We start from the raw sequence: 18,637 nt of genomic DNA, 5'->3' as shown, positions 1-18,637 counted from the left end.
GAAGGATGACTAACATGAATCAATCGTACAATGATACAGAGGCCGGTGAGGAACCGGCCGTTATTACGCTAGCGGGGGTCTCCTTCGGATATGATCCGGAGCATCCGATTCTCCATGATATTAACGTGTCTATCCCGCAGGGCCAATGGGTAAGCATAGTAGGACCCAACGGCTGCGGGAAATCTACGCTCGTCAAGCTTCTGAATGCACTGCTGCCTAAGAGTGCCGGGGAGATTACTGTCTGCGGACATACGCTGCAGGAAGAGACAATTGGAGACATCCGGCAATGCATCGGGATGGTGTTCCAGAATCCGGATAACCAGTTCATCGGACAGACGGTAGAGGAAGATATCCTCTTCGGCCTGGAAGGCCTGTGTCTGCCCTACGAAGAGATGAAGCAGCGGCTTGATCTCTATACCGTGAAGATGGGCATTGATCATCTGCTGTCCAAGCATCCCGGAGAGCTGTCGGGCGGACAGAAGCAGCGTGTCGCGCTTGCTTCGATTCTTGCCATGAAGCCAGGCATCGTCATCCTTGACGAGGCCTCTTCTATGTTGGACGAAGGCAGCCGTGATGAGCTTATGGGCATTCTGCGGGACATGCAGGCAGAAGGGGCGTACACGATACTGCTGATTACACATGATCCGGATGAAATCCTGGCTTCGGACCGTGTGCTTGCGCTGCATGGCGGAAGCATAGCGGCGGATGTGCCGCCTGCGGAGCTGTTCCGTAATGAAGACCTGCTGGAGAAATGCCATTTGCGGGAACCCTACCCTTGGCGTCTTGCCCGTGAACTGCAGAGCAGGGGGATTACGGTGGATGTACCCGCCAGCGAAAAGGAGCTTATAGACACACTATGGCCATACAACTTCAGGAAGTAAGCTATACGTATGCTGACCGCAGTATGTGGAAGCAGACGGCGCTGCATGGGATTAATCTGAATATTGCCCAGGGGTCACTGACCGGGATTGCCGGGGCAACGGGCTCCGGTAAATCCACACTGCTCCAGCTGTTCAACGGGATTCTGAAACCGACAGATGGTACGGTGCAGGTGCTTGATGTGACTATCACTGCAGGAGAGAAGTCGCCGAAGCTGTTTCCGCTGCGCCGCCGGGTCGGACTGGTCTTTCAATTCCCGGAGCAGCAGATGTTCGAAGATACGGTGGAGAAGGACCTCTGCTTCGGGCCGCTTAACTTCGGCGTGAGTCCGGAGGAGGCCAAGGAGCGGGCACGCAAAGCGATGACGGACATGGGCCTGGATCTGGCCCTGCTTGAGCGCAATCCGTTCCGTCTGAGCGGCGGACAGATGCGCAAGGCGGCCATCGCCTCGGTGCTGGCGATGGACCCGGACATTGTCGTGCTGGATGAGCCGACAGCGACGCTGGACCCGGTAAGCCGCGCCGAGCTGATTGCGCTGCTGGAGCGGCTGTGCCGCGAGCAGGGCCGGACGATCATCATCGTGACGCACCGGATGGATGAGCTGCTGCCGTATGCCGACAGCTGGGCCCTGCTTAAGGACGGCGGGCTCGCCTTCCAGGGCAGCGGCCAGGAGCTGGCCGCTGATCCGGCGATCCTGGAGCGCTGCGGACTGACGGTTCCGCAGTCGCTCCGGTACTGGCAGGCCGTCGCCCAGCGCTTCGGCCTGGCCGGCGAGAAGCCGCTCCTTACGGCGGAGGCCCTCGCGGAACGGATCGCCGCCCTGCTCGCAGAGCGCAAGAACGCCGCCGGCATGGAAGAAAAGGGGAATGGCCATGAATGAACGCCTGCTGCTGGGACGCAGCATTGATACGGGCTCATGGGTCCATAAGCTGGATGCCCGGTCCAAAATTACGGGCATGCTGCTCTACGTAGTGATTATCCTGCTGTCCAATTCGTGGATGGCGATTGGGCTCATAGCCCTGTTCTCCATCATTGTTATGGCAACCACCCGCATCCCGCTAAAATATTTCATTAAGGCTGCGAAGCCTTTGCGTTATCTGATGTTATTCATCTTCATTGTGCAGTCCCTGTCCGTGAAGGAAGGGGATGTCCTGTGGTCGCTGGGCTCCTTCTCTCTGCATGAGGGAGGCCTGCGGCTGGGGGCGTTCTCAGTCATCCGCATGCTCTTCCTGCTGACCTTCACGGCACTGCTGACCTTTACGACAACGCCCGGCAAGCTGAACCAGGGCCTTGAAGGTGTGCTCGCTCCGTTTAAGAAGCTCGGCCTGTCACCGGACCGGATCACGCTGATGATCAGCATCGCGCTGCGCTTTATCCCGACGATTCTTGATGAAGCGCAGATTATTCTGAAGGCGCAGGCCTCGCGCGGCGCGGATCTGAAGGAGCTCCCTTTGAAAGAGAAGGCGCGGATGCTAGTTTCCCTGCTGGTTCCGGTCATCGCCAGTGCTTTCCGGCGTGCCCAGGACCTGGTGTATTCGATGGAAGCCCGGGGCTTCCGTATGGATGCGCCGCGCAGCCGGTATCACCGCCTCAGGTGGGGCGCCGCTGATACGCTGTTTGTTGCTATGTTCGTTGTCTTGGGAATTGCAGTAGCATTATTGTAGGAAGTTTAGGAGGAAACAAGAATGGCACGTTATTTTAATGGTAAAGAGATTGAATTGTTGGCACCTGCCGGAACGTTTGAGATTTTCAAGGCTGTGATTGAATCGAAGTGTGATGCCGTGTATTTCGGCGGTCCGGTGCTGAATATGAGAATGATGCGCAAGGGCTATAACTTAAGTCATGAGGAAATAATTGAAGCCGTGTCGATCGCCCACAAGCTGGATAAAAAAGTATACGTCACCGTAAATAATCTGTTTAGCGAAGAAGACGTGGAAGAAGCCCGAGAGTACCTGAAGTTTCTGGATGGCGCCCGTCCGGATGCGCTGATCGTTCAGGATATGGCTGTGCTGGAGCTGATCCGTGAGATGGAGCTTACCGTTCCGGTTCACGCTTCGGTCATGATGAATGTGCATAATCTGGAGATGATTCACGCACTGAAGGAGCTTGGCGTCAGCCGGGTCGTTACCTCCCGTGAGATGGATCTGCAGACAGCGAAGCTGCTGGGAAGCAGAAGCGGTGTAGAGCTGGAATATTTCATCCATGGCGATATGTGTTCCGTGCACGGAGCGAACTGCTATTTCAGTTCCCAGGTGTTCGGGATGAGCAGCAACCGGGGCAAATGCATGAAGCCTTGCCGCTGGGATTACCGGATCAAACGTGACGGCTATGTCTTCCCTGCGGAATACCCGCTGGCCGTGAAGGATATGTTCATGTATGAGCATCTTCCGGAGCTGATTGAGTCCGGTATTACTTCCTTCAAAATTGAAGGCCGCATGCGCGACCAGGAGTTTATGGTGAACCTGGCCAACAGCTATGGCGATGCGATTGACCGCTATATCGATGATCCGCTGGGCTTTGACCGTACGGTGGATTCCAAAGAGCTGTACAAGAACCGCAAACGTGATTTTTCCACCGCGTACGCTTTTGGCAAACCGGGACTAACGAATATCAACCGCCGCTATGAAGGTACAGGCAAGTTCTATAGCACTGGCAAAGTATTCAGTACACCGACTGCAGAGCGCGAGCTGTCCGAAGCACGGGTAATGCAGCTGCGCGAACGGATGGCCGAAGATAAACGCAGTAAGCAGACGAAGCCGGAGCTGGCTGTGCGGGTGAATAATATGGAACAGGCGCGCGTCGTGCTGGAGATGGGTGTAGAGAGCTTATATATTCCGGGTGATGTGTTTGAGCCGGACCGTCCGTTCACGAAGCAGGATATTAAGGAGCTTGGAGCCATCAAAGGCCGGACCAAGCTGTACCTCGGAATGCCTCGGATGATGACGGAGCTGCATTTTGATCAATATGACCACTTGCTGAACGGGGAGAAGCTGCCGATTGACGGCTTGATGATTACGAACCTTGGAGCAATCCGCCGCTACCGCGGGACCGGTTACCCGATGATTGGCGATGCCAACCTGAATGTTTACAACCACCTGTCTGCCGGACTGTATACCGGACTCGGCCTTACGAAGCTTACAGTTTCACCGGAAATGACGTTGGAGCACTTTGCCTCCTTCATCTCGCGCAGCGATTTGCCGCTGGAAGTTGTGGTTCACGGAACGCCGGCGCTGATGTATATGGAGCATGATCTGTTCGAGAATACGGAAGTGATGGAGCCGATTGGTGAGGAAGACAACCAGTTTGTCAGCAATGATGTGCTGGTGCTCAAAACCGACAAGGGTGAGAATCCGGTCTACCGCGACCAATATGGCCGCTGCCACCTGCTGTTCGCCAAAGAGCTGTGTTATCTGCCGATGCTGGATGAGATGAACGGACTTGGGATTGCGAGCTTCCGGATCGAAGGGGCTACTTACAGCACAGATGAACTGCGCATGATTATTGCTGCTTACCAGGCTGCGCTTAACGGACCGAAGCTGGGCGATGATCTGCTGGGCGGACTTAAGCCGGTATACGCGGGCTACACACTGGGCTCACTGCAATTTAATTAATAATAATTCAATTTTAAAATAACGCTAGGGCGAGTATAATAACGGTAAGTGGTGTACTGATAAGTTATTATTTTCACAAACTAATAAGCTGATTTATACTTCGTATCCACATTATGGCCATCATCTTGGATTATCAGCAGCTGAAAGCGAGGGAACCTTCATGGAACAGAGCAACATCATTGGAAGAGATGCGGTAGCCGTCAAAAGAAAGCAGTATTTCTACCCGTGCACTGCACATTTTTACCGGGATGCCCCGCAACTGGTACGCGGAAGCATGCAGTACGTGTACGATGAGAACGGCAAAGAATATACGGATTTCTTCGCCGGGGTATCGGTTGTCGCCTGCGGCCACTGCAATCCGGCGATTACCTCCCGTACGATAGCACAGCTGCAGCAGCTGCAGCATACCTCGACCGTCTATCTGACCCAGCCGAATGTAGATTTGGCCGAGCGTCTGGAGGGTCTGCTGCCAGGCGCGTTGCGCCGGACCTTCTTCGTTAACAGCGGCTCGGAAGCGAATGAAGGGGCACTCCTGCTGGCCCGGATGCATACCGGACGCAAAGGGTTCATTGCCCTGGAAGCCGGACTGCATGGACGGACCAATCTTACAATGAGCGTGACCGGCCTGCAAATGTGGCGGACAGACGCTTACCTGGATGAAGATGTGACGTTCATTGAGCGTCCGTATCATCCGGAGATGACGCTGGAAGAAGCTGCTGCGCAGTCGATTCAGAGCCTGAAGCGTGTTCTCGCCGAGAAAGGTGATACTATCGCCGCCATGATCGTTGAACCGATTCAGGGGAATGGCGGCATGATTATGCCAGCCCTGTCTTATTTCCGCGAGGTGAAGGTGCTGCTTGAGCAATACGGTGTCCTGCTGATCGACGATGAGATTCAGACCGGCTATGGCCGTACGGGAGCTATGTTTGCCATTGAGCATTTCGGCGTAGTTCCGGACATCATCAGCATGGCTAAGGCACTGGGCAACGGCGTACCTGTCGCCGCATTTTCGACTACAGATGAGATTGCCGCTTCACTGAACAAGCCTTCGGCCTCGACGTTCGGGGGCAACCCTGTATCTGCGGCTACGGCGCTGGCTGTGCTGGATTATATCCAGAGTGAACGGCTGCCGGAACGTGCGGCTGAGCTGGGCGGACGTTTGAAGGAAGGCCTGCTCCGGCTTCAAGAGCGTTATCCTGCGCTAATCACCGATGTGCGGGGGACCGGATTCATGCTGGGTGCCGAGCTTGCCGGCTCCGAAGCTGAGGGGGCCGCGGAGCGGACAGACCATGTCCTTGAAGAGATGAAGGACCGCGGCTACCTGATCGGCAAAAACGGCATAGGCCGCAATGTTCTCGCCTTCCAGCCGCCGCTGGTCGTCACCGCAGAGAATATTGATGCTATGCTTGCTGCCTTGGATGAAGTGCTGTCCCTGGTCAAGCAAGCGATTCATTGAAGAAAGAGGCACAACATTATGGTTATCATTAATGCTTTTAAGCATACGGCACTTAAATTGAAAATGTTCAGCGAGCTGGTCATGTTCTCCCATACGCTCTTTTCCCTGCCTTTTGCCATCATCTCGATGGTATGGGCGGCGGGAGGCTGGCCTTCCGGCCATATGATGCTGTGGGGGCTGATCGCTCTAATCGGCGCACGTAACGGGGCCAATGCGTTCAACCGCCTGGTGGACCGTACCTTTGACGGCAATAATCCGCGTACCGCACACCGGCATCTGCCGCAGCGTCTGATCGCTGAGAAGGAAGTCATCCTGTTCATCATCATCAACTATGCGCTGTTTATTGTCGCATCCGGGATGCTGAATCTGCTCTGCCTGCTGCTGTCTCCGGTGGCCATCGTGCTGATCTCGAGCTATTCGTACACGAAGCGATTTACCTTCCTGAGCCATCTGTATCTGGGTTTCGTTATTGCTTCGGCGCCTATCGGTGCCTGGTTTGCTGTAACTGGGAATATTGCATTCACTCCATTCGTTATCGGAACAGTGGTCATGCTCTGGATTGCCGGCTTTGACATCATCTACGGGACCCAGGACATCGATTTCGACCGGAAAAATGGCTTATGGTCCATTCCGAGCTTCTTCGGACTGGAGAACGCGCTGCGGATCTCCAAGGGGCTGCATTTCATTATGATTATGCTGCTGCTGTTCCTGTACCTCTGGCGTGATCTTGGCTGGATGTATCTAGTGGGCATCGGGATTGCTACATTACTGCTGATGACAGAGCACAAGATCATCAAACCTTCGAACCGTAAGATGATGAAGGTGGCCTCTTATAATTTGAACCAGGTGATCAGTATGGTGATATTGCTGTGTACGTTGATTGATTATTTTTACGTTAATTAGTTTGCGGAGGCGCGGCTGGCGGCTGGCTGCCGGCCGCGCGGTAGAGGTTGGGATGCTGCACTGCGATGAATATTTGGACCTCCGGTCGCTGTTAAGCTCAGATTCCCTGATTAGAACCACTGTGAGCGGTAGGAATCCGAGCTTAGCGTATGCTTCCGATGCGAGCTTTCCTACGGAAAGCTTTCAGGCGAACGCTGACGCTTCTCCAGTTCCAAAATTCCTCTCCGTTCCGTCCTAACCTCTCCCCAGGCAAGATTAACTTCAAAAAGACAACAAGCCTACCCAGCGGGGCGGGCGGCAAAGAGCGCGATAAGCTTAGGCTTCGCGCTTTTCTTTTTGCCTCCGTGAGACAACCCCCAAGGGACAACCCACAAGGATAAACCCGCGAGAGAAAACCACAAGGACAACCCCCAAGAGACAACCCCCAAGGATAACCCCAAGAGACAACCCCCAAGAGCAAACCTAAAAAGCAAACCTAAAAGCAAAACCACTAAGCTAAACACGCTCACGTTCGCGTTGCTGCGTTCACTTGTTTAGCAACATCATACAGGTAGAATTAATGCCCAGCTTAACTATTTCTGCTGCGCACCGTACAGTATAATCCATCAAAAAAACACGAATGAATCCTACCCTACTGGGTTCTTGTATAGTTTAGGTCTCTATAAAGTACCTGAGTAACTCTGAAAGGGCATAATGTTGTACGTATTACAACTCTGATTCATTAATAGTAGGGTATTCGAACGGATTGTTGTATGAAATACAACAATTGTTCCGTTAAGCGGCTCGGAAGAGGAGAAATGTTGCCTTTTGTACAAAAATTTTGGATTTGAGTCAGGTTTATGAGGGAAATGTTGTATTCTGTGCAGGATTTTCATGAAAATCGCTGGGATATAGGCGGGGGTTCGCATAAAGCAAAAAAACGAGCCCCAAAGGACTCGTTTACTTAGAAATTGATATGGCGTGCAGTGGTTAACCTGCTGCACGGCTGCTCAGGCTCACCGGTCACGTCCGGCGAAATACTGCAGCAGGATCTCCAGATCGGCATGTGCCGGGAAGCTGGAGAGCTGCTGCACGATCGCTGCGGCCTTGGACAGGTAGTCCTGGCTGACAGCTTCTGTGCGGGCCAGAGCGTCGCTGTTCTTTACCAGCTCCAAGACATGCGCAACCTCTTCGGAAGAAGAAGAGGGGCCAATCCGGCGGATCACTGGGGCAAGCTCAGGGTCCTGCAGGGCGAAAAGTACAGGCAAGGTAACCTGGCCATGGCGCAGGTCGCTACCTGCGGGCTTGCCGAGCACATCCGCCGACTGGGTGAAGTCGAGGATGTCATCCTGAATCTGGAATGACATGCCGAGCGATTCGCCGAAATTATAGAGAAGATCGGCGACTTCTTCGGTGCTTTCTGTGGATAGTGCACCTACCCGCAGGCAGGTAGCCATCAGCAGCGCTGTTTTGTTACGGGACTTCTCCAGGTATTGCTCAAGTGTCAGGTTGTAATCAAAGGCATGCTCCATTTGCTGGTATTCCCCCAGACATAACTGGGCAGTGGCCACAGAAGACAGATCGTGAACGTAACGATTCTTATCACCTGAATACTTGCTTAGCAGCTCGATGACGCGGGCGGACATATAATTGCCGATATGCACAGCGGATAGGATGCCGGTCTTGGTATGCAGCGCAGGCTCGCCCCGCCGCAGTTCGGCGTCGTCAATAATATCATCATGAATCAATGAGGCGGCGTGGATGAATTCAGCGGCTGCGGATAATTGCAGGGTTCTGCGTCCGGCCGGCTTGCGTCCGAACCGGCTGCCGACTATGACCATCAGCGGGCGTAGCCGTTTGCCGCCGGAGCCGGTCAGTTCAAGAATACTCTGCGCCAGCAGCGACTTTTTGGGAACATCCTTATCGCGGGTCACCAAATTCTTAATTTCACGGTTAATTTCATTGAGATCAATATGCAAGGCTTCGTGCAGCTTCATCTTTTGTGTTCCCACCTGTCAAATGGCTTTGCTTGTGCGGCTTCGCTGTCTGCGCTCCTGAATGAGGAATTCATCAAACCCCTGGGCCGGATCCTGTTCCGTGAAATCTCCATTTGACCGTCCAATTTGCATTTTTTTGATTGAGGGAGCCAAATAAGCAACCAGATCCAGCTCTCGGCATTTCACTGCAAACTGCAGGTAAAAGCTGTATAGGTAATCTCCATCCAAAATGCTGCGGGTCAGGTCAGGATGATGTGGGACACATTCCATATGGCGCTGTGCAGCCACGGTAAGAATGGTATAAATACCTAGCAAATGGACTTTGCGGTCATATTCCAGATCATGGCGTTCCAGTACCGAGAGCAATTGCTCGCATTCTGCCGGAGAGAGATACAACTGAATTCCGGCGATCGGGGACATTTCAGCCTGAAGCATCCGGAATGTATCTTCAATGAGTTTTTTGTTCACAAGATTCTCTCCTTCTTGTCGGTTTTGCCGGAAGAAACCACAGCCCTGATTATCCCTACAAAACCATTCTGTACATCTTTATGCAGATATGTGCTTTCACCTTGTTAAACAAGGAGAGTAATGTGTCCTAGGGACACATTACTCTTAAGAACATCATATTCAGCTTGCAGCAGCGCAGCATGTGCATACACCGCCACTGTAATAAGTTATACACTTACTAAGAAGTTACCCGTATGATCAGTCGGTAAACAGATACCAGCGCCGGACGAGTGGAATCCTCTTCCACTGCTTCTTGAGCCAAGGAAGAACATAGTAATCCAGACCGAACACGCTGCCTGATCCGCCGATGCAGGCAATAGCCGCCGCAACGTACCAGAGCATTTCTGTAGCTGCCATCTTGGTGGTCCAGATCATGACCGCCATACCTATAGTAGCCAAGGAAGAAATAGCCGTGAACAAACCAACGATAAGCATAACACCGAAGACGATTTCGGCACAAACCATGCCGATTTGGAACCATTTAGCCAGGAAGGTGTAAGAACCGTCCGGGTTGTAGAACATAAGATCCATGAACCAGTTAGAAATATCATAGATGAAACCTGGAACCGGCAAAGCCGATACTGCTTCTTTGGCAGTGGATACTGCGGAAGCTGCAGATTGGGCATCTACGGTGTCTTTAACGGCATCCACAGCCACGCTGGCTGCAGAAGTAGCATCTGCATAAGGAGCTGCAGGAATCAGGAAGATCTTATTGGGATCAACCCAGATTTTTCTGATCTTCTCTATACCTTCATATAGCCACATACCACCCAAAAGCATACGGAGCGGAACGAGCCAGAAGTTCGGCGAGCGCTTGGAGAAGTATCCGCCGACAAAGCTCTTGCGGTTCTCAACATGGAAGAACTCGTGCATCATGTAAGTCCATACTTTGTTGAAACCCACAACCTGGGACAGGTAGAACATATTGATGAAATGTTTGGACAGCATAGCCATGAAGCCGGTCAGCATGAAGAATTTGCCCGGAAGACCAACGTTCGCTACACCGTAGCGGCTGCCGATCGAAACCATGGTGCCATGGAATCCTGGTTTGTAAGCTTTTTTAGGCGTGCCCTTGATATCGGCAGTAATATTGCCCGCGATAACAGGTGCAGCTTGTTCAGCATTCTCAACCATTTGTGGAACTGGACGTTCTTCGCCTTCAGGGATGAAGAAGATGTTATCCCCTACAACGTATACGTTCTTATGGTCAACACTTTCAAGGTGTTCATTCGTAACAATACGTTTGCGGCCTTGCTGCTGAACATCAAGACTGCCAACGATTTCGGAGCCTTCAACACCGGCCGTCCAGACGATAGTCTGAGCATCCACGATGTTCTTTTCGCCGAGGGCTACAGAACCTGTGCCTACCTCGGTGATTTTGGCGCCGGTAACAATTTCTACATTCATCTTACGCAGGCGGGCTTCGGCTTTCTGAATCAGCTTCTCTGGAAGGATAGGCAGAATCTTCGGAGCCATATCAGCTACAATCAATCTTACTTCGGAAGGATCAATGAAGAATTCCTTACACAGTTCTTCACGTTGCTCAGCCATTTCACCAACCAGCTCGACGCCAGTGAAGCCGGCACCGATGATTACGAAGGTCAGCATGGAACGGCGTACTGCCGCATTCTTTTCCTTCGCAGCTTTGGTGTACATGTCGCGGATTTGACGCTTCAGGGCAACTGCATCGTCATAAGACCAGAAGGAGAAGGTATTCTCTTCAGCTCCGGGAATTCCGAAGAAGGTTGGTTTACTTCCTGTGCCGATTACCAGGTAATCATAAGCATAGGTAGCTTTGTCGGATTTCAGCTTCTTGTTCTTGAAATCAATGTTGCTGATTTCGTCGAGAACAACATCCACTTTCAGGCCGGCAAAGATTTTCTTCAAGTCAATTTTGATCGAATCCTCAGGTGCGCGATTCGCAGAAACCTCATGCAGCTCAGTCAAGAGAGTGTGGTATGGATTTCGGTCGATCAGTTTGATTTCTACATCTTTGTCGTTCTTAAATTTCTTTGCCAGTTTCTTAGCCGTGAGTACGCCGCCGTAGCCGCCGCCCAAAATGACTATTTTCTTCAAGAGAAACTCACCTCATTCGTCTGATTAGCTGCAAAAGGATAGCGAATAATTATTTCGCGCCTTCAAGTGCTTTTTGTGCCAGTGTGAAATATTCACCAACGTGGATAGATACGCCGGAAATTGCATCTGTTTTGCCTTCAGCATCCAGGGTAGGAGCTGCGCCTTTATTTTCAAGGAAGTATTTCTCAGCAAGAGCGATTTCTTCGTGCCATTCAGCAGAAGCGCCGCCAGCTTTCATTCCATACTTACCGTCTACAGAATATTGTTTCTTATCATCGCCTGCAGCATTCACGCCGCTGAAATTAACAGCTACAACGTTACCGCCGGCAACGGATACAGCTACAGTGGATTTCCAGCCGGATTCAGCATCCATTTCGCCTTCAGCTTTGTAACCGCCGTCTTTGTAAGGACCCACTTGTACTGGACCAGCAGCAAGAGCAGCTTGAGCAGCGCCTACGAAGTCACTAACATGTACAGATACGCCGGATACAGCGTCAGTATGTCCTTCAGCATCGAAAGCGAGTGCTGCCGGATCTTGTTTTTCAATCAGGAAAGCTTCAGCTTTAGCTGCTTGTTCATGCCATTCGGATTGAGCACCGCCAATTTTAACCAAACCGTAGTTGCCGTCTTCAGATACTTTTTTCTTCAGATCGCCGGCTGTTTTGGTATTGAAAGCATTCCAGTCAGCTTTGGTGATTTTGCCGCCTTCTACAGTAAGCAGAACGAAAGTCTGCCAGCCAGTTTCTGCATCAACATCAACTGTTCCGTAGTAGGTGCCGTCTTGGTATTTGCCTGTTTCTGTTCCAGCGTTAGCTGCAGGAGCATTTGTTGCGTCAGCAGCAGGAGCAGTGGTCGCAGCAGCAGGTGCATTAGTTGCAGCAGCGTTGCCCGCATTGTTGTTGTTACCACAACCCGCGAGTAAAGTGCCAAGTACCAGGGCGCTCGACAAGATTACAGAAGCTTTTTTCATTTTGATATGACCTCCAAGAAAATAGTTTAAAATATATATATTAAAATGTAAAACATTTTAATAGTAATTGGAAGTGATAAAAATCACTTTATAAATGACATTTGTCACTTTGGAATCGGTCTTAGGTCCCTTTTTGTAGCAGGCATACGACATATATCGGCAGGTAATAAGAAAAAATTTAATTATCTCGTTTCTTGTTCGATGGCATTCTAGCACAAGCTGGGAAATACTCATGTGAAAATAATCACTTAAATGATAAATAAATTTACTTCTGAAGTATATCAAATTTTAAAATATATGAACAGCTTTTTAAAAGACTATTATGTGACAAACTATGACTTTATTTGCGGTTTGCGCTGCAGTTCCATTATGGGGGCCTGTCCCGGGGGTTAGGATTCACACAAAGGGCCAACGGGTAATAATTCACTGAGAATTATTAGCTTGTGCCAACAATAACCGACAGCTAAGGAGATGAGCTTGTAATGGACAACAATGTGCTAAAAGGTAAATGGTTGCAGATCAAAGGTGAAGCCAAGAAGCAATGGGGCCAACTGACGGATGATGACCTCGATGTAATAGACGGCGAAAAAGATAAACTGGTAGGTAAGCTTCAGGAGCGTTACGGGCATTCCAAGGATGATGCAGAGGCGGAATACCGCAACTGGGAGCAGTCGATCCGCAGCTAAACGAAGAATATGGCCAGGCCTCAGATCAGATCATCACAAATGCAGGGAGAGGCGGATGTCTATGAATAATTCCCTCGTCGTTACAGGCCGGATTATTGAGATACATGCTGACCGGGTGCTGACACAGCAAGGAGATACCATCAGCACCTACCACCCCCGGTACTATATACTGCCGGAAGCAGAGACGTGGACGCCGGCCGAAGTTGATCTGGATGAGGCACCTGTTATACAGCTTGGCGGCAATGGCGGAGCTTCCGTACCCAAAAGGCGCTGGAAGGCAATGATACCCTGGTTCACGCCGCAGAAGAAGAGCGCAAATCGTATCTGATTTGCGCTCTTCTTCTGCGGACAGGCACAAGGGAGACTGCGTTTAGAAAGACTACCTCTTATACATATGCCATAGCACTGTGGCTTCATGATTTCATTCCTCTATGATAGTATAAATAATAATCGCTGTTATATCATTTTTGGCTGCAGGAGTGAGGCTATGGAATATGTAAAAATATTTTTTGTGAATACCGCTTTGCTGATTACATTGTCTTATCTGGCAAACTTAATATACAAACATACGGTGACCTATGCTTCTGAACCTGTGAAAAAAGTAAGCTGGGTCCTGCTCGCGATCTTCGCCGGGTGGGTAAGTACAATTTTCGGATACAGGCTGGACGAGCATGTGATTTTTGACCTGCGGTTTGTGCCGCTTATTATTTCTACACTGGCTTATCCCCAGCCTCTGGTTCTTATCATTATTGGTGTCGGCACCGGGCTTACGCGGTTGACCTTCGGGGTTACCGAAGCAGCTGTGGTAGGCGTGCTGAATTTATCTATCCTCGGCTTTGTCTGCGCCGGCCTGAGCCTCTGGATGCAGCGTTCTTCTGCCTCTGTGATCCAAAAGGGACTGATTGCTGTCCTGGTGGTAAATGTAGTGAATGCGTTGAATATTACGGTATTTGGAGTTATCCCGGCGCAGGAATACATAACGGATATTCTGCCGGTCACGTTCCCGGCAGGCTTTGCTCTCAGTGTGCTGTTTGCGCTGATTATCCGCGACTTCCAGCTGGATCTGATGCGCACCGGACAGATTGTTAGAGCGAATGAGCTTTTGTCAGAGCAGACGGAGGAGCTTCATAAGAATAAAATCGTGCTGGAGGAGCGGGCCAAACAGCTGATGCTTGCCTCGCAGTTCAAGTCGGAGTTCCTGGCCAATATGTCCCATGAACTGAGAACACCGCTTAACAGTATCATTAACCTGTCCCAGCTAATTGAAGAAAGCGAAGATGAACTGAGTGTGGAAGAGCTGGCAGAATACGGCGGGATCATTCACCGCTCGGGTGAAGACCTTCTCTCGCTTATTAATGATATTCTGGACTTGTCCAAGGTAGAAGCCGGGAAGCTGGATATTATTAATGAAGACTTCAATGTCAGTGAGATCCCTGATCTGCTCCTTCAGCAGTTCAGTGTGGTAGCCAAACAGAAACAGCTGGACTTCGATATTTCACTGGATGCAGACATGCCGGGGGTTATCCATACGGATCCCCAGCGGGTGCAGCAAATTCTCCGCAATCTGCTCTCAAATGCCTTCAAATTCACTATGACAGGCGGTGTATCGGTGAATGTCCGCGTAGTGGAACGGCAAGAGGGGCTCTCCTCGCGGAAATGGGTCGCCTTTGAGGTGCAGGATACCGGGATTGGTATTCCGCCGGAGAAGCATGATCTGATCTTCGAGGCATTTGAGCAGGCGGATACAAACATCGGCCGCAAGTACGGCGGAACAGGGCTGGGCTTGTCAATCAGCAATGATCTGGCCAGACTGCTTGGCGGGTTCATTACTTTGAACAGCCGCGAGGGACAGGGAAGCTTATTCTCCCTGTATTTGCCGCTTTAACCCCAGAGAATGGGCAGATTCCGGGCTCCAACTTTATTTGTGATTTCGGTGTATTGACAGGAGATTGATGCGGAGTAGAATGAAGCAAAAGCCGCATCAAAGGAGTGTTATCACCCCATGAACATCATGAGAAACCGGCCCCTGCGGAACCGTTCCAAGGAAGTCCGCAAGGCCTCGATACATCGTAAGAATCTGCAGATCGCTACCTTTGAGGGGATACCAGCCACAATATTTCAGGTGCTGCTGCAAGGGCAGTTCCTGACAGGCTTTCTGTTATATTTAGGGGCGAGCTCCAGCCAGATCGGATTCGTTCTGGCGCTTACCACCCTGGTGAATGTGGCACAGATTGGTGTAGCTTTCCTGATCCAGAAGCTGCCGAGCCGTAAATGGGCTATGGTTACTTTTATTGGCCTGCACAGACTGCTCTGGGGATCTACCGGTCTTGTGCCGTTCATTTTTCCGCAAGAGTATTGGGTTACCGCTTTCATAGTTATGTATACAATCGCTTTCATTGCCAATACGGCAGGCGGCGTGCTGTGGAGCTCCGTCATTAGTGACCTGGTTCCAGCGCGGGTCAGAGGCCGGTATTTCGGCATCCGTAATACATTGCTTAATGCGCTTGGAAGCCTGGTGATGTACGGAGGCGGCATTATTCTGGACCGTTATCCGGGCGGACACGGGTTTCTTATCCTGTATATTATCGTATGGATTTTCTCGCTTTCCAATGTTATTGTGTTCTTCTTCTACCCTGATGTCCCGTTCGAGAAATCAGAAGAGACAGAGTTTCTGCCGATGTTTAAGAAGCCGCTTCACGATAAGCTGTTTATGAAGTCTACGCTGTTCCTGGCCGCATGGCTGCTGCTGCAGAATTTGACCGTGCCGCTGTATTCCTATGTGATGCTGCAGCTGCTTCATATCAATTATGAGAAGCTGTCGCTGCTGAATGTATCGCAGACGATCTTCATGATGGGCAGCTTCTATGTGTGGGGGAATCTGAACGCCAAGTACAGCAACAAACGGCTGCTGCTCTGGACGCTGCCGATTATCGCAGTCTCCTCGCTGATGTGGGGCCTGCTGTCCGTATTGCCGATGCTGCCGGTTCTGTTTGCCGCGCATATTGTATTTGGCATGGGCGTGGGGGGCTTCAACCAGCTGGCCTTCAACTTCATTATCGGGGATACGCCGAAGAAGGAACGGCCGATGTATATGGCTATGTATGCGGCACTCACGGGTCTGGCAGCCTTTTTCGGTCCGCTGCTGGGCGGCCGCATCTACGAATGGATTAAGAATTGGCCCGAATGGACGCAGGTGTACGGCATGCAGCTTGTGGTAGGGACGCTGATGATCACTTTGGCGCTGCTGCTGGGCCGGCGTATTTTGCGGGATGAGTAATAAGAGGATCTGCTGAAAGGGAGGCAATCAGGGTGACAAGAATTGCGTTAGTACTGGGAGCTACGGGTCTGGTGGGCAGTGCCCTGACAGAGGATTTACTGAATGGTGACTGGGATGAAGTCCGCGTGCTTGTCCGCCGGCCGCTGAAGCTGCAGCATGCGAAGCTTCGGCAGATCCAGATCGACTGGGATCAGCTTGGGCAATATAAGGAGCAGTTCGCAGGAGTGTATGCGGTATTCTGCTGTCTGGGAACCACGATTAAGCAGGCGGGTTCACAGGAGCAATTCGAGAAGGTGGATCTGGACTATCCGCTTGCTGCTGCGGCTCTAGCCAAGGACTATGGTGTGAAGCAGTTCCTGGCAGTGTCCTCTATGGGAGCGAACGCAAAATCACGCAACTTCTATAGCCGGACCAAGGGACGGGCAGAGGACGGGTTGATTGCTGCCGGATTCCACGGCTTACATCTGTTCCGGCCTTCGCTGCTGCTCGGTGACCGCGAAGAATTCAGGCTGGGAGAACGTACCGCTTCCGTAATCATGAAGGCGCTGGATTTCGCTATGGTCGGCAAAGCTGCGAAGTACCGGGCAATCCCCGCTGCCAAGGTGGCGCGGGCGATGAGGAATATTGCCCTTGCCGATACAGGCGGTGTGCATATTTATACCAATGAAGTAATTCATGTGATCGGCAAGCACTAGAACTTCAGAGGGTTTGCAATAAGCAGACCTCAGGACTTACAATGAGACTTAAAATGATGTGTACATAACGGCCCGCTGGCCGCGTACAGCAAGCAGGAGGAGCGAGACATGAGTAAAAAGCAGGTAGCAACAAGCAAAGCCCCGGGGGCCATTGGACCGTACAGCCAGGCAATTATTACCGGCAACTGGGTATACACCTCCGGCCAGCTTGGCATGGACCCGGAAACGGCCGCATTGGCGGACAATGTGCAGGAACAGGCGCGCCAGTCACTTAGCAATGTGAAGGCCATTCTTGAAGAGGCCGGCGCATCTATGGAGCATGTAGTCAAAACAACGGTATATCTGAAGGATATGAATGATTTCGCAGCCGTTAATGAAGTATACGCCACTTTCTTTACTGAGCCTTATCCGGCCCGCAGCGCAGTCGAAGTGGCGCGTCTGCCGAAGGATGCACTTGTTGAGATCGAAGCGGTAGCACGCAAGAAATAAGCTTTACTGAAGATAGAACCCGAAATGCCGGGCTGAATCCCATGTACCTCTTTGCAGGTGCGTGGGATTTTTGCTGCGGATTAGTGTGGAATAATGAAATCGGCCGGTAAGCAGGTAATGATAAAGGCTGCCCCGTCCCCTTGCAGGAGCGGGACAGCCTGATGTCTTTTCACCGGTATCGTTAATATCTGCTGCGGGTACGCGGCGGGGTGAGCAGCAGCCAGATGCTGTAGAGCAGCAGAAGTCCGGCGGCAATCAGCCCGGTGAAGAAAATATTATCTGTATCCTTCTGTTCAATAGCAATGGCAATGAAGGCCCAGACGAAGACGAGCGGATAAAGGCTGTCCCGGTGAGGGAAGCTCACAATAACGGCCAGCACTGCACCCACGCAGAGCATGATCACCGCCCAAAGTGAATCGCATAGCCCGAAGCCGTCCCAGTTGTTCTTCTCCAGCACGATGCTGACATTAACGATGGTAGCTACAGAGATCCAGCCGAGATATATGCTGAAGGGCAGTCTAACCAGCCATTTCTCGCCGGAGGTGGGGTCCGGGATGCTGCGGGTACGGCGGTAGATTACGATCAGTGAAACCAGCATAAGCACCATGACAACCAGCGACAGCCCGATGTACAAATAATGCCAGAGGAACAGCCAACCCATATTAAATATACAGCTGAGCATGAACCAGATGCCTATACGCTGCACGGAATCTCTGCCTCCGGTATCACTGCGGAACTGATAAATAATGAACCCGGCGAGCAGCAGGTAGATCAGAGACCAGATGGAGAATGCGTAGCCGGCCGGTGTAAGGTAAGTATGATATCTGTCTGAAATTTCTCCCGTACTGTTTCCGCCAAGCGGCAGCGTAACCGACAGCGTATTGACGGCAATTACGCCGAGGTACAGCAGCAGATTCCACCACTTATAAGGATTGCTTCTTCTCATGTTCTTGTCACTCCCTAAGTTAGGTTATTTAGTACTTGCCTATCCTTGGCCTACATTGAATATACCCGCTTTAACAGCAATTAAGACTATCTCCGGCAAAAAAATGACCAACAGGTCATGAAATTAACGGATAGCTTTCCGTAAGCTCGGGGTAATATGTAGAGAG

Annotated in this window: 17 protein-coding genes; 12 read left to right on the top strand and 5 right to left on the bottom strand. The window is 51.3% G+C overall.

Annotated elements, in window-relative coordinates; translation table 11 throughout:
* The first annotated feature begins 14 nt into the window (after positions 1–14).
* From NYE33_RS01560 to NYE33_RS01535, 6 genes are all read left to right on the top strand, one after another.
* Positions 15–881, top strand: a complete 867-nt coding sequence (locus NYE33_RS01560) for an ATP-binding cassette domain-containing protein (RefSeq protein ID WP_052421644.1) — start codon at positions 15–17, stop codon at positions 879–881.
* A complete protein-coding gene (locus tag NYE33_RS01555; protein ID WP_042133171.1) occupies positions 857–1,759 on the top strand; it encodes an energy-coupling factor transporter ATPase in 903 nt (300 codons plus the stop codon). Before NYE33_RS01560 ends, NYE33_RS01555 begins: the two co-directional genes overlap by 25 nt.
* Positions 1,752–2,543 (top strand): energy-coupling factor transporter transmembrane component T family protein, encoded by a 792-nt coding sequence (locus tag NYE33_RS01550; protein ID WP_042133173.1) that lies wholly within the window; start codon positions 1,752–1,754, stop codon positions 2,541–2,543. Before NYE33_RS01555 ends, NYE33_RS01550 begins: the two co-directional genes overlap by 8 nt.
* A 21-nt stretch (positions 2,544–2,564) precedes the next feature.
* Positions 2,565–4,490 (top strand): peptidase U32 family protein, encoded by a 1,926-nt coding sequence (locus NYE33_RS01545; RefSeq protein ID WP_341064518.1) that lies wholly within the window; start codon positions 2,565–2,567, stop codon positions 4,488–4,490.
* Positions 4,491–4,650: 160 nt separating this feature from the next.
* On the top strand, positions 4,651–5,946 hold the full coding sequence (locus NYE33_RS01540; RefSeq protein WP_341064516.1) for an aspartate aminotransferase family protein: 1,296 nt from the start codon (positions 4,651–4,653) through the stop codon (positions 5,944–5,946).
* A gap of 18 nt (positions 5,947–5,964) precedes the next feature.
* Positions 5,965–6,849 (top strand): UbiA-like polyprenyltransferase, encoded by an 885-nt coding sequence (locus tag NYE33_RS01535; RefSeq protein ID WP_042133181.1) that lies wholly within the window; start codon positions 5,965–5,967, stop codon positions 6,847–6,849.
* A 995-nt stretch (positions 6,850–7,844) separates the two neighbouring features.
* Here NYE33_RS01535 and NYE33_RS01530 read toward each other — a convergent pair.
* The 4 genes from NYE33_RS01530 to NYE33_RS01515 all read right to left on the bottom strand — a co-directional run bounded on the left by NYE33_RS01530 (position 7,845) and on the right by NYE33_RS01515 (position 12,378).
* A complete protein-coding gene (locus NYE33_RS01530) occupies positions 7,845–8,825 on the bottom strand; it encodes a polyprenyl synthetase family protein (protein WP_042133185.1) in 981 nt (326 codons plus the stop codon).
* Between the two features lie 18 nt (positions 8,826–8,843).
* The gene (locus tag NYE33_RS01525; RefSeq protein ID WP_039309806.1) at positions 8,844–9,293 is read right to left on the bottom strand and encodes a hypothetical protein; all 450 of its coding nucleotides are present in this window, start codon (positions 9,291–9,293) and stop codon (positions 8,844–8,846) included.
* A gap of 237 nt (positions 9,294–9,530) precedes the next feature.
* Complete coding sequence (locus tag NYE33_RS01520; protein ID WP_039309805.1) at positions 9,531–11,408, bottom strand: FAD-dependent oxidoreductase; 1,878 nt, start codon at positions 11,406–11,408, stop codon at positions 9,531–9,533.
* 49 nt (positions 11,409–11,457) lie between these two features.
* Positions 11,458–12,378 carry a hypothetical protein gene (locus NYE33_RS01515; RefSeq protein WP_042133188.1) on the bottom strand — a complete coding sequence of 307 codons (921 nt, stop codon included), beginning with the start codon at positions 12,376–12,378 and terminating at the stop codon, positions 11,458–11,460.
* A gap of 482 nt (positions 12,379–12,860) precedes the next feature.
* Here NYE33_RS01515 and NYE33_RS01510 point away from each other — a divergent pair, with 482 nt between their 5' ends.
* From NYE33_RS01510 to NYE33_RS01485, 6 genes are all read left to right on the top strand, one after another.
* Positions 12,861–13,064 carry a CsbD family protein gene (locus NYE33_RS01510; protein WP_042133189.1) on the top strand — a complete coding sequence of 68 codons (204 nt, stop codon included), beginning with the start codon at positions 12,861–12,863 and terminating at the stop codon, positions 13,062–13,064.
* Between the two features lie 61 nt (positions 13,065–13,125).
* The gene (locus NYE33_RS01505) at positions 13,126–13,392 is read left to right on the top strand and encodes a hypothetical protein (RefSeq protein ID WP_042133191.1); all 267 of its coding nucleotides are present in this window, start codon (positions 13,126–13,128) and stop codon (positions 13,390–13,392) included.
* 159 nt (positions 13,393–13,551) lie between these two features.
* The gene (locus NYE33_RS01500) at positions 13,552–14,949 is read left to right on the top strand and encodes an ATP-binding protein (protein WP_042133193.1); all 1,398 of its coding nucleotides are present in this window, start codon (positions 13,552–13,554) and stop codon (positions 14,947–14,949) included.
* A gap of 117 nt (positions 14,950–15,066) precedes the next feature.
* On the top strand, positions 15,067–16,341 hold the full coding sequence (locus NYE33_RS01495; protein ID WP_042133195.1) for an MFS transporter: 1,275 nt from the start codon (positions 15,067–15,069) through the stop codon (positions 16,339–16,341).
* A 32-nt stretch (positions 16,342–16,373) separates the two neighbouring features.
* Positions 16,374–17,036, top strand: coding sequence for an oxidoreductase (locus tag NYE33_RS01490; RefSeq protein ID WP_042133196.1), 663 nt, complete (start codon positions 16,374–16,376; stop codon positions 17,034–17,036).
* Positions 17,037–17,144: 108 nt separating this feature from the next.
* Positions 17,145–17,525: a RidA family protein gene (locus tag NYE33_RS01485; RefSeq protein WP_336103527.1), complete on the top strand. Its 381-nt coding sequence runs from the start codon at positions 17,145–17,147 to the stop codon at positions 17,523–17,525.
* Between the two features lie 181 nt (positions 17,526–17,706).
* On the opposite strand, the gene NYE33_RS01480 is transcribed toward NYE33_RS01485, so the two are convergent.
* Positions 17,707–18,471 carry a TspO/MBR family protein gene (locus NYE33_RS01480; RefSeq protein ID WP_341064512.1) on the bottom strand — a complete coding sequence of 255 codons (765 nt, stop codon included), beginning with the start codon at positions 18,469–18,471 and terminating at the stop codon, positions 17,707–17,709.
* Between the last annotated feature and the right edge of the window lie 166 nt (positions 18,472–18,637).

Origin of the sequence: Paenibacillus sp. FSL R10-2199 (assembly GCF_038000235.1) — a bacterium.
GTDB classification, from domain to species: Bacteria; Bacillota; Bacilli; order Paenibacillales; family Paenibacillaceae; genus Paenibacillus_AQ; species Paenibacillus_AQ phytohabitans.
The sequence above is the reverse complement of the archived record's forward strand: the minus strand, read 5'-3'. Positions and strand labels throughout refer to the sequence as shown.

Bases quoted from the DNA above. Each gene is read 5' to 3' on its own strand.
- NYE33_RS01535 (WP_042133181.1), top strand. From the start codon at position 5,965: ATGGTTATCATTAATGCTTTTAAGCATACGGCACTTAAATTGAAAATG.
- NYE33_RS01530 (WP_042133185.1), bottom strand. From the start codon at position 8,825: ATGAAGCTGCACGAAGCCTTGCATATTGATCTCAATGAAATTAACCGT.
- NYE33_RS01515 (WP_042133188.1), bottom strand. From the start codon at position 12,378: ATGAAAAAAGCTTCTGTAATCTTGTCGAGCGCCCTGGTACTTGGCACT.
- NYE33_RS01500 (WP_042133193.1), top strand. From the start codon at position 13,552: ATGGAATATGTAAAAATATTTTTTGTGAATACCGCTTTGCTGATTACA.
- NYE33_RS01480 (WP_341064512.1), bottom strand. From the start codon at position 18,471: ATGAGAAGAAGCAATCCTTATAAGTGGTGGAATCTGCTGCTGTACCTC.
- NYE33_RS01560 (WP_052421644.1), top strand. From the start codon at position 15: ATGAATCAATCGTACAATGATACAGAGGCCGGTGAGGAACCGGCCGTT.
- NYE33_RS01545 (WP_341064518.1), top strand. From the start codon at position 2,565: ATGGCACGTTATTTTAATGGTAAAGAGATTGAATTGTTGGCACCTGCC.
- NYE33_RS01510 (WP_042133189.1), top strand. From the start codon at position 12,861: ATGGACAACAATGTGCTAAAAGGTAAATGGTTGCAGATCAAAGGTGAA.
- NYE33_RS01485 (WP_336103527.1), top strand. From the start codon at position 17,145: ATGAGTAAAAAGCAGGTAGCAACAAGCAAAGCCCCGGGGGCCATTGGA.
- NYE33_RS01555 (WP_042133171.1), top strand. From the start codon at position 857: ATGGCCATACAACTTCAGGAAGTAAGCTATACGTATGCTGACCGCAGT.
- NYE33_RS01505 (WP_042133191.1), top strand. From the start codon at position 13,126: ATGAATAATTCCCTCGTCGTTACAGGCCGGATTATTGAGATACATGCT.
- NYE33_RS01540 (WP_341064516.1), top strand. From the start codon at position 4,651: ATGGAACAGAGCAACATCATTGGAAGAGATGCGGTAGCCGTCAAAAGA.
- NYE33_RS01495 (WP_042133195.1), top strand. From the start codon at position 15,067: ATGAACATCATGAGAAACCGGCCCCTGCGGAACCGTTCCAAGGAAGTC.
- NYE33_RS01550 (WP_042133173.1), top strand. From the start codon at position 1,752: ATGAATGAACGCCTGCTGCTGGGACGCAGCATTGATACGGGCTCATGG.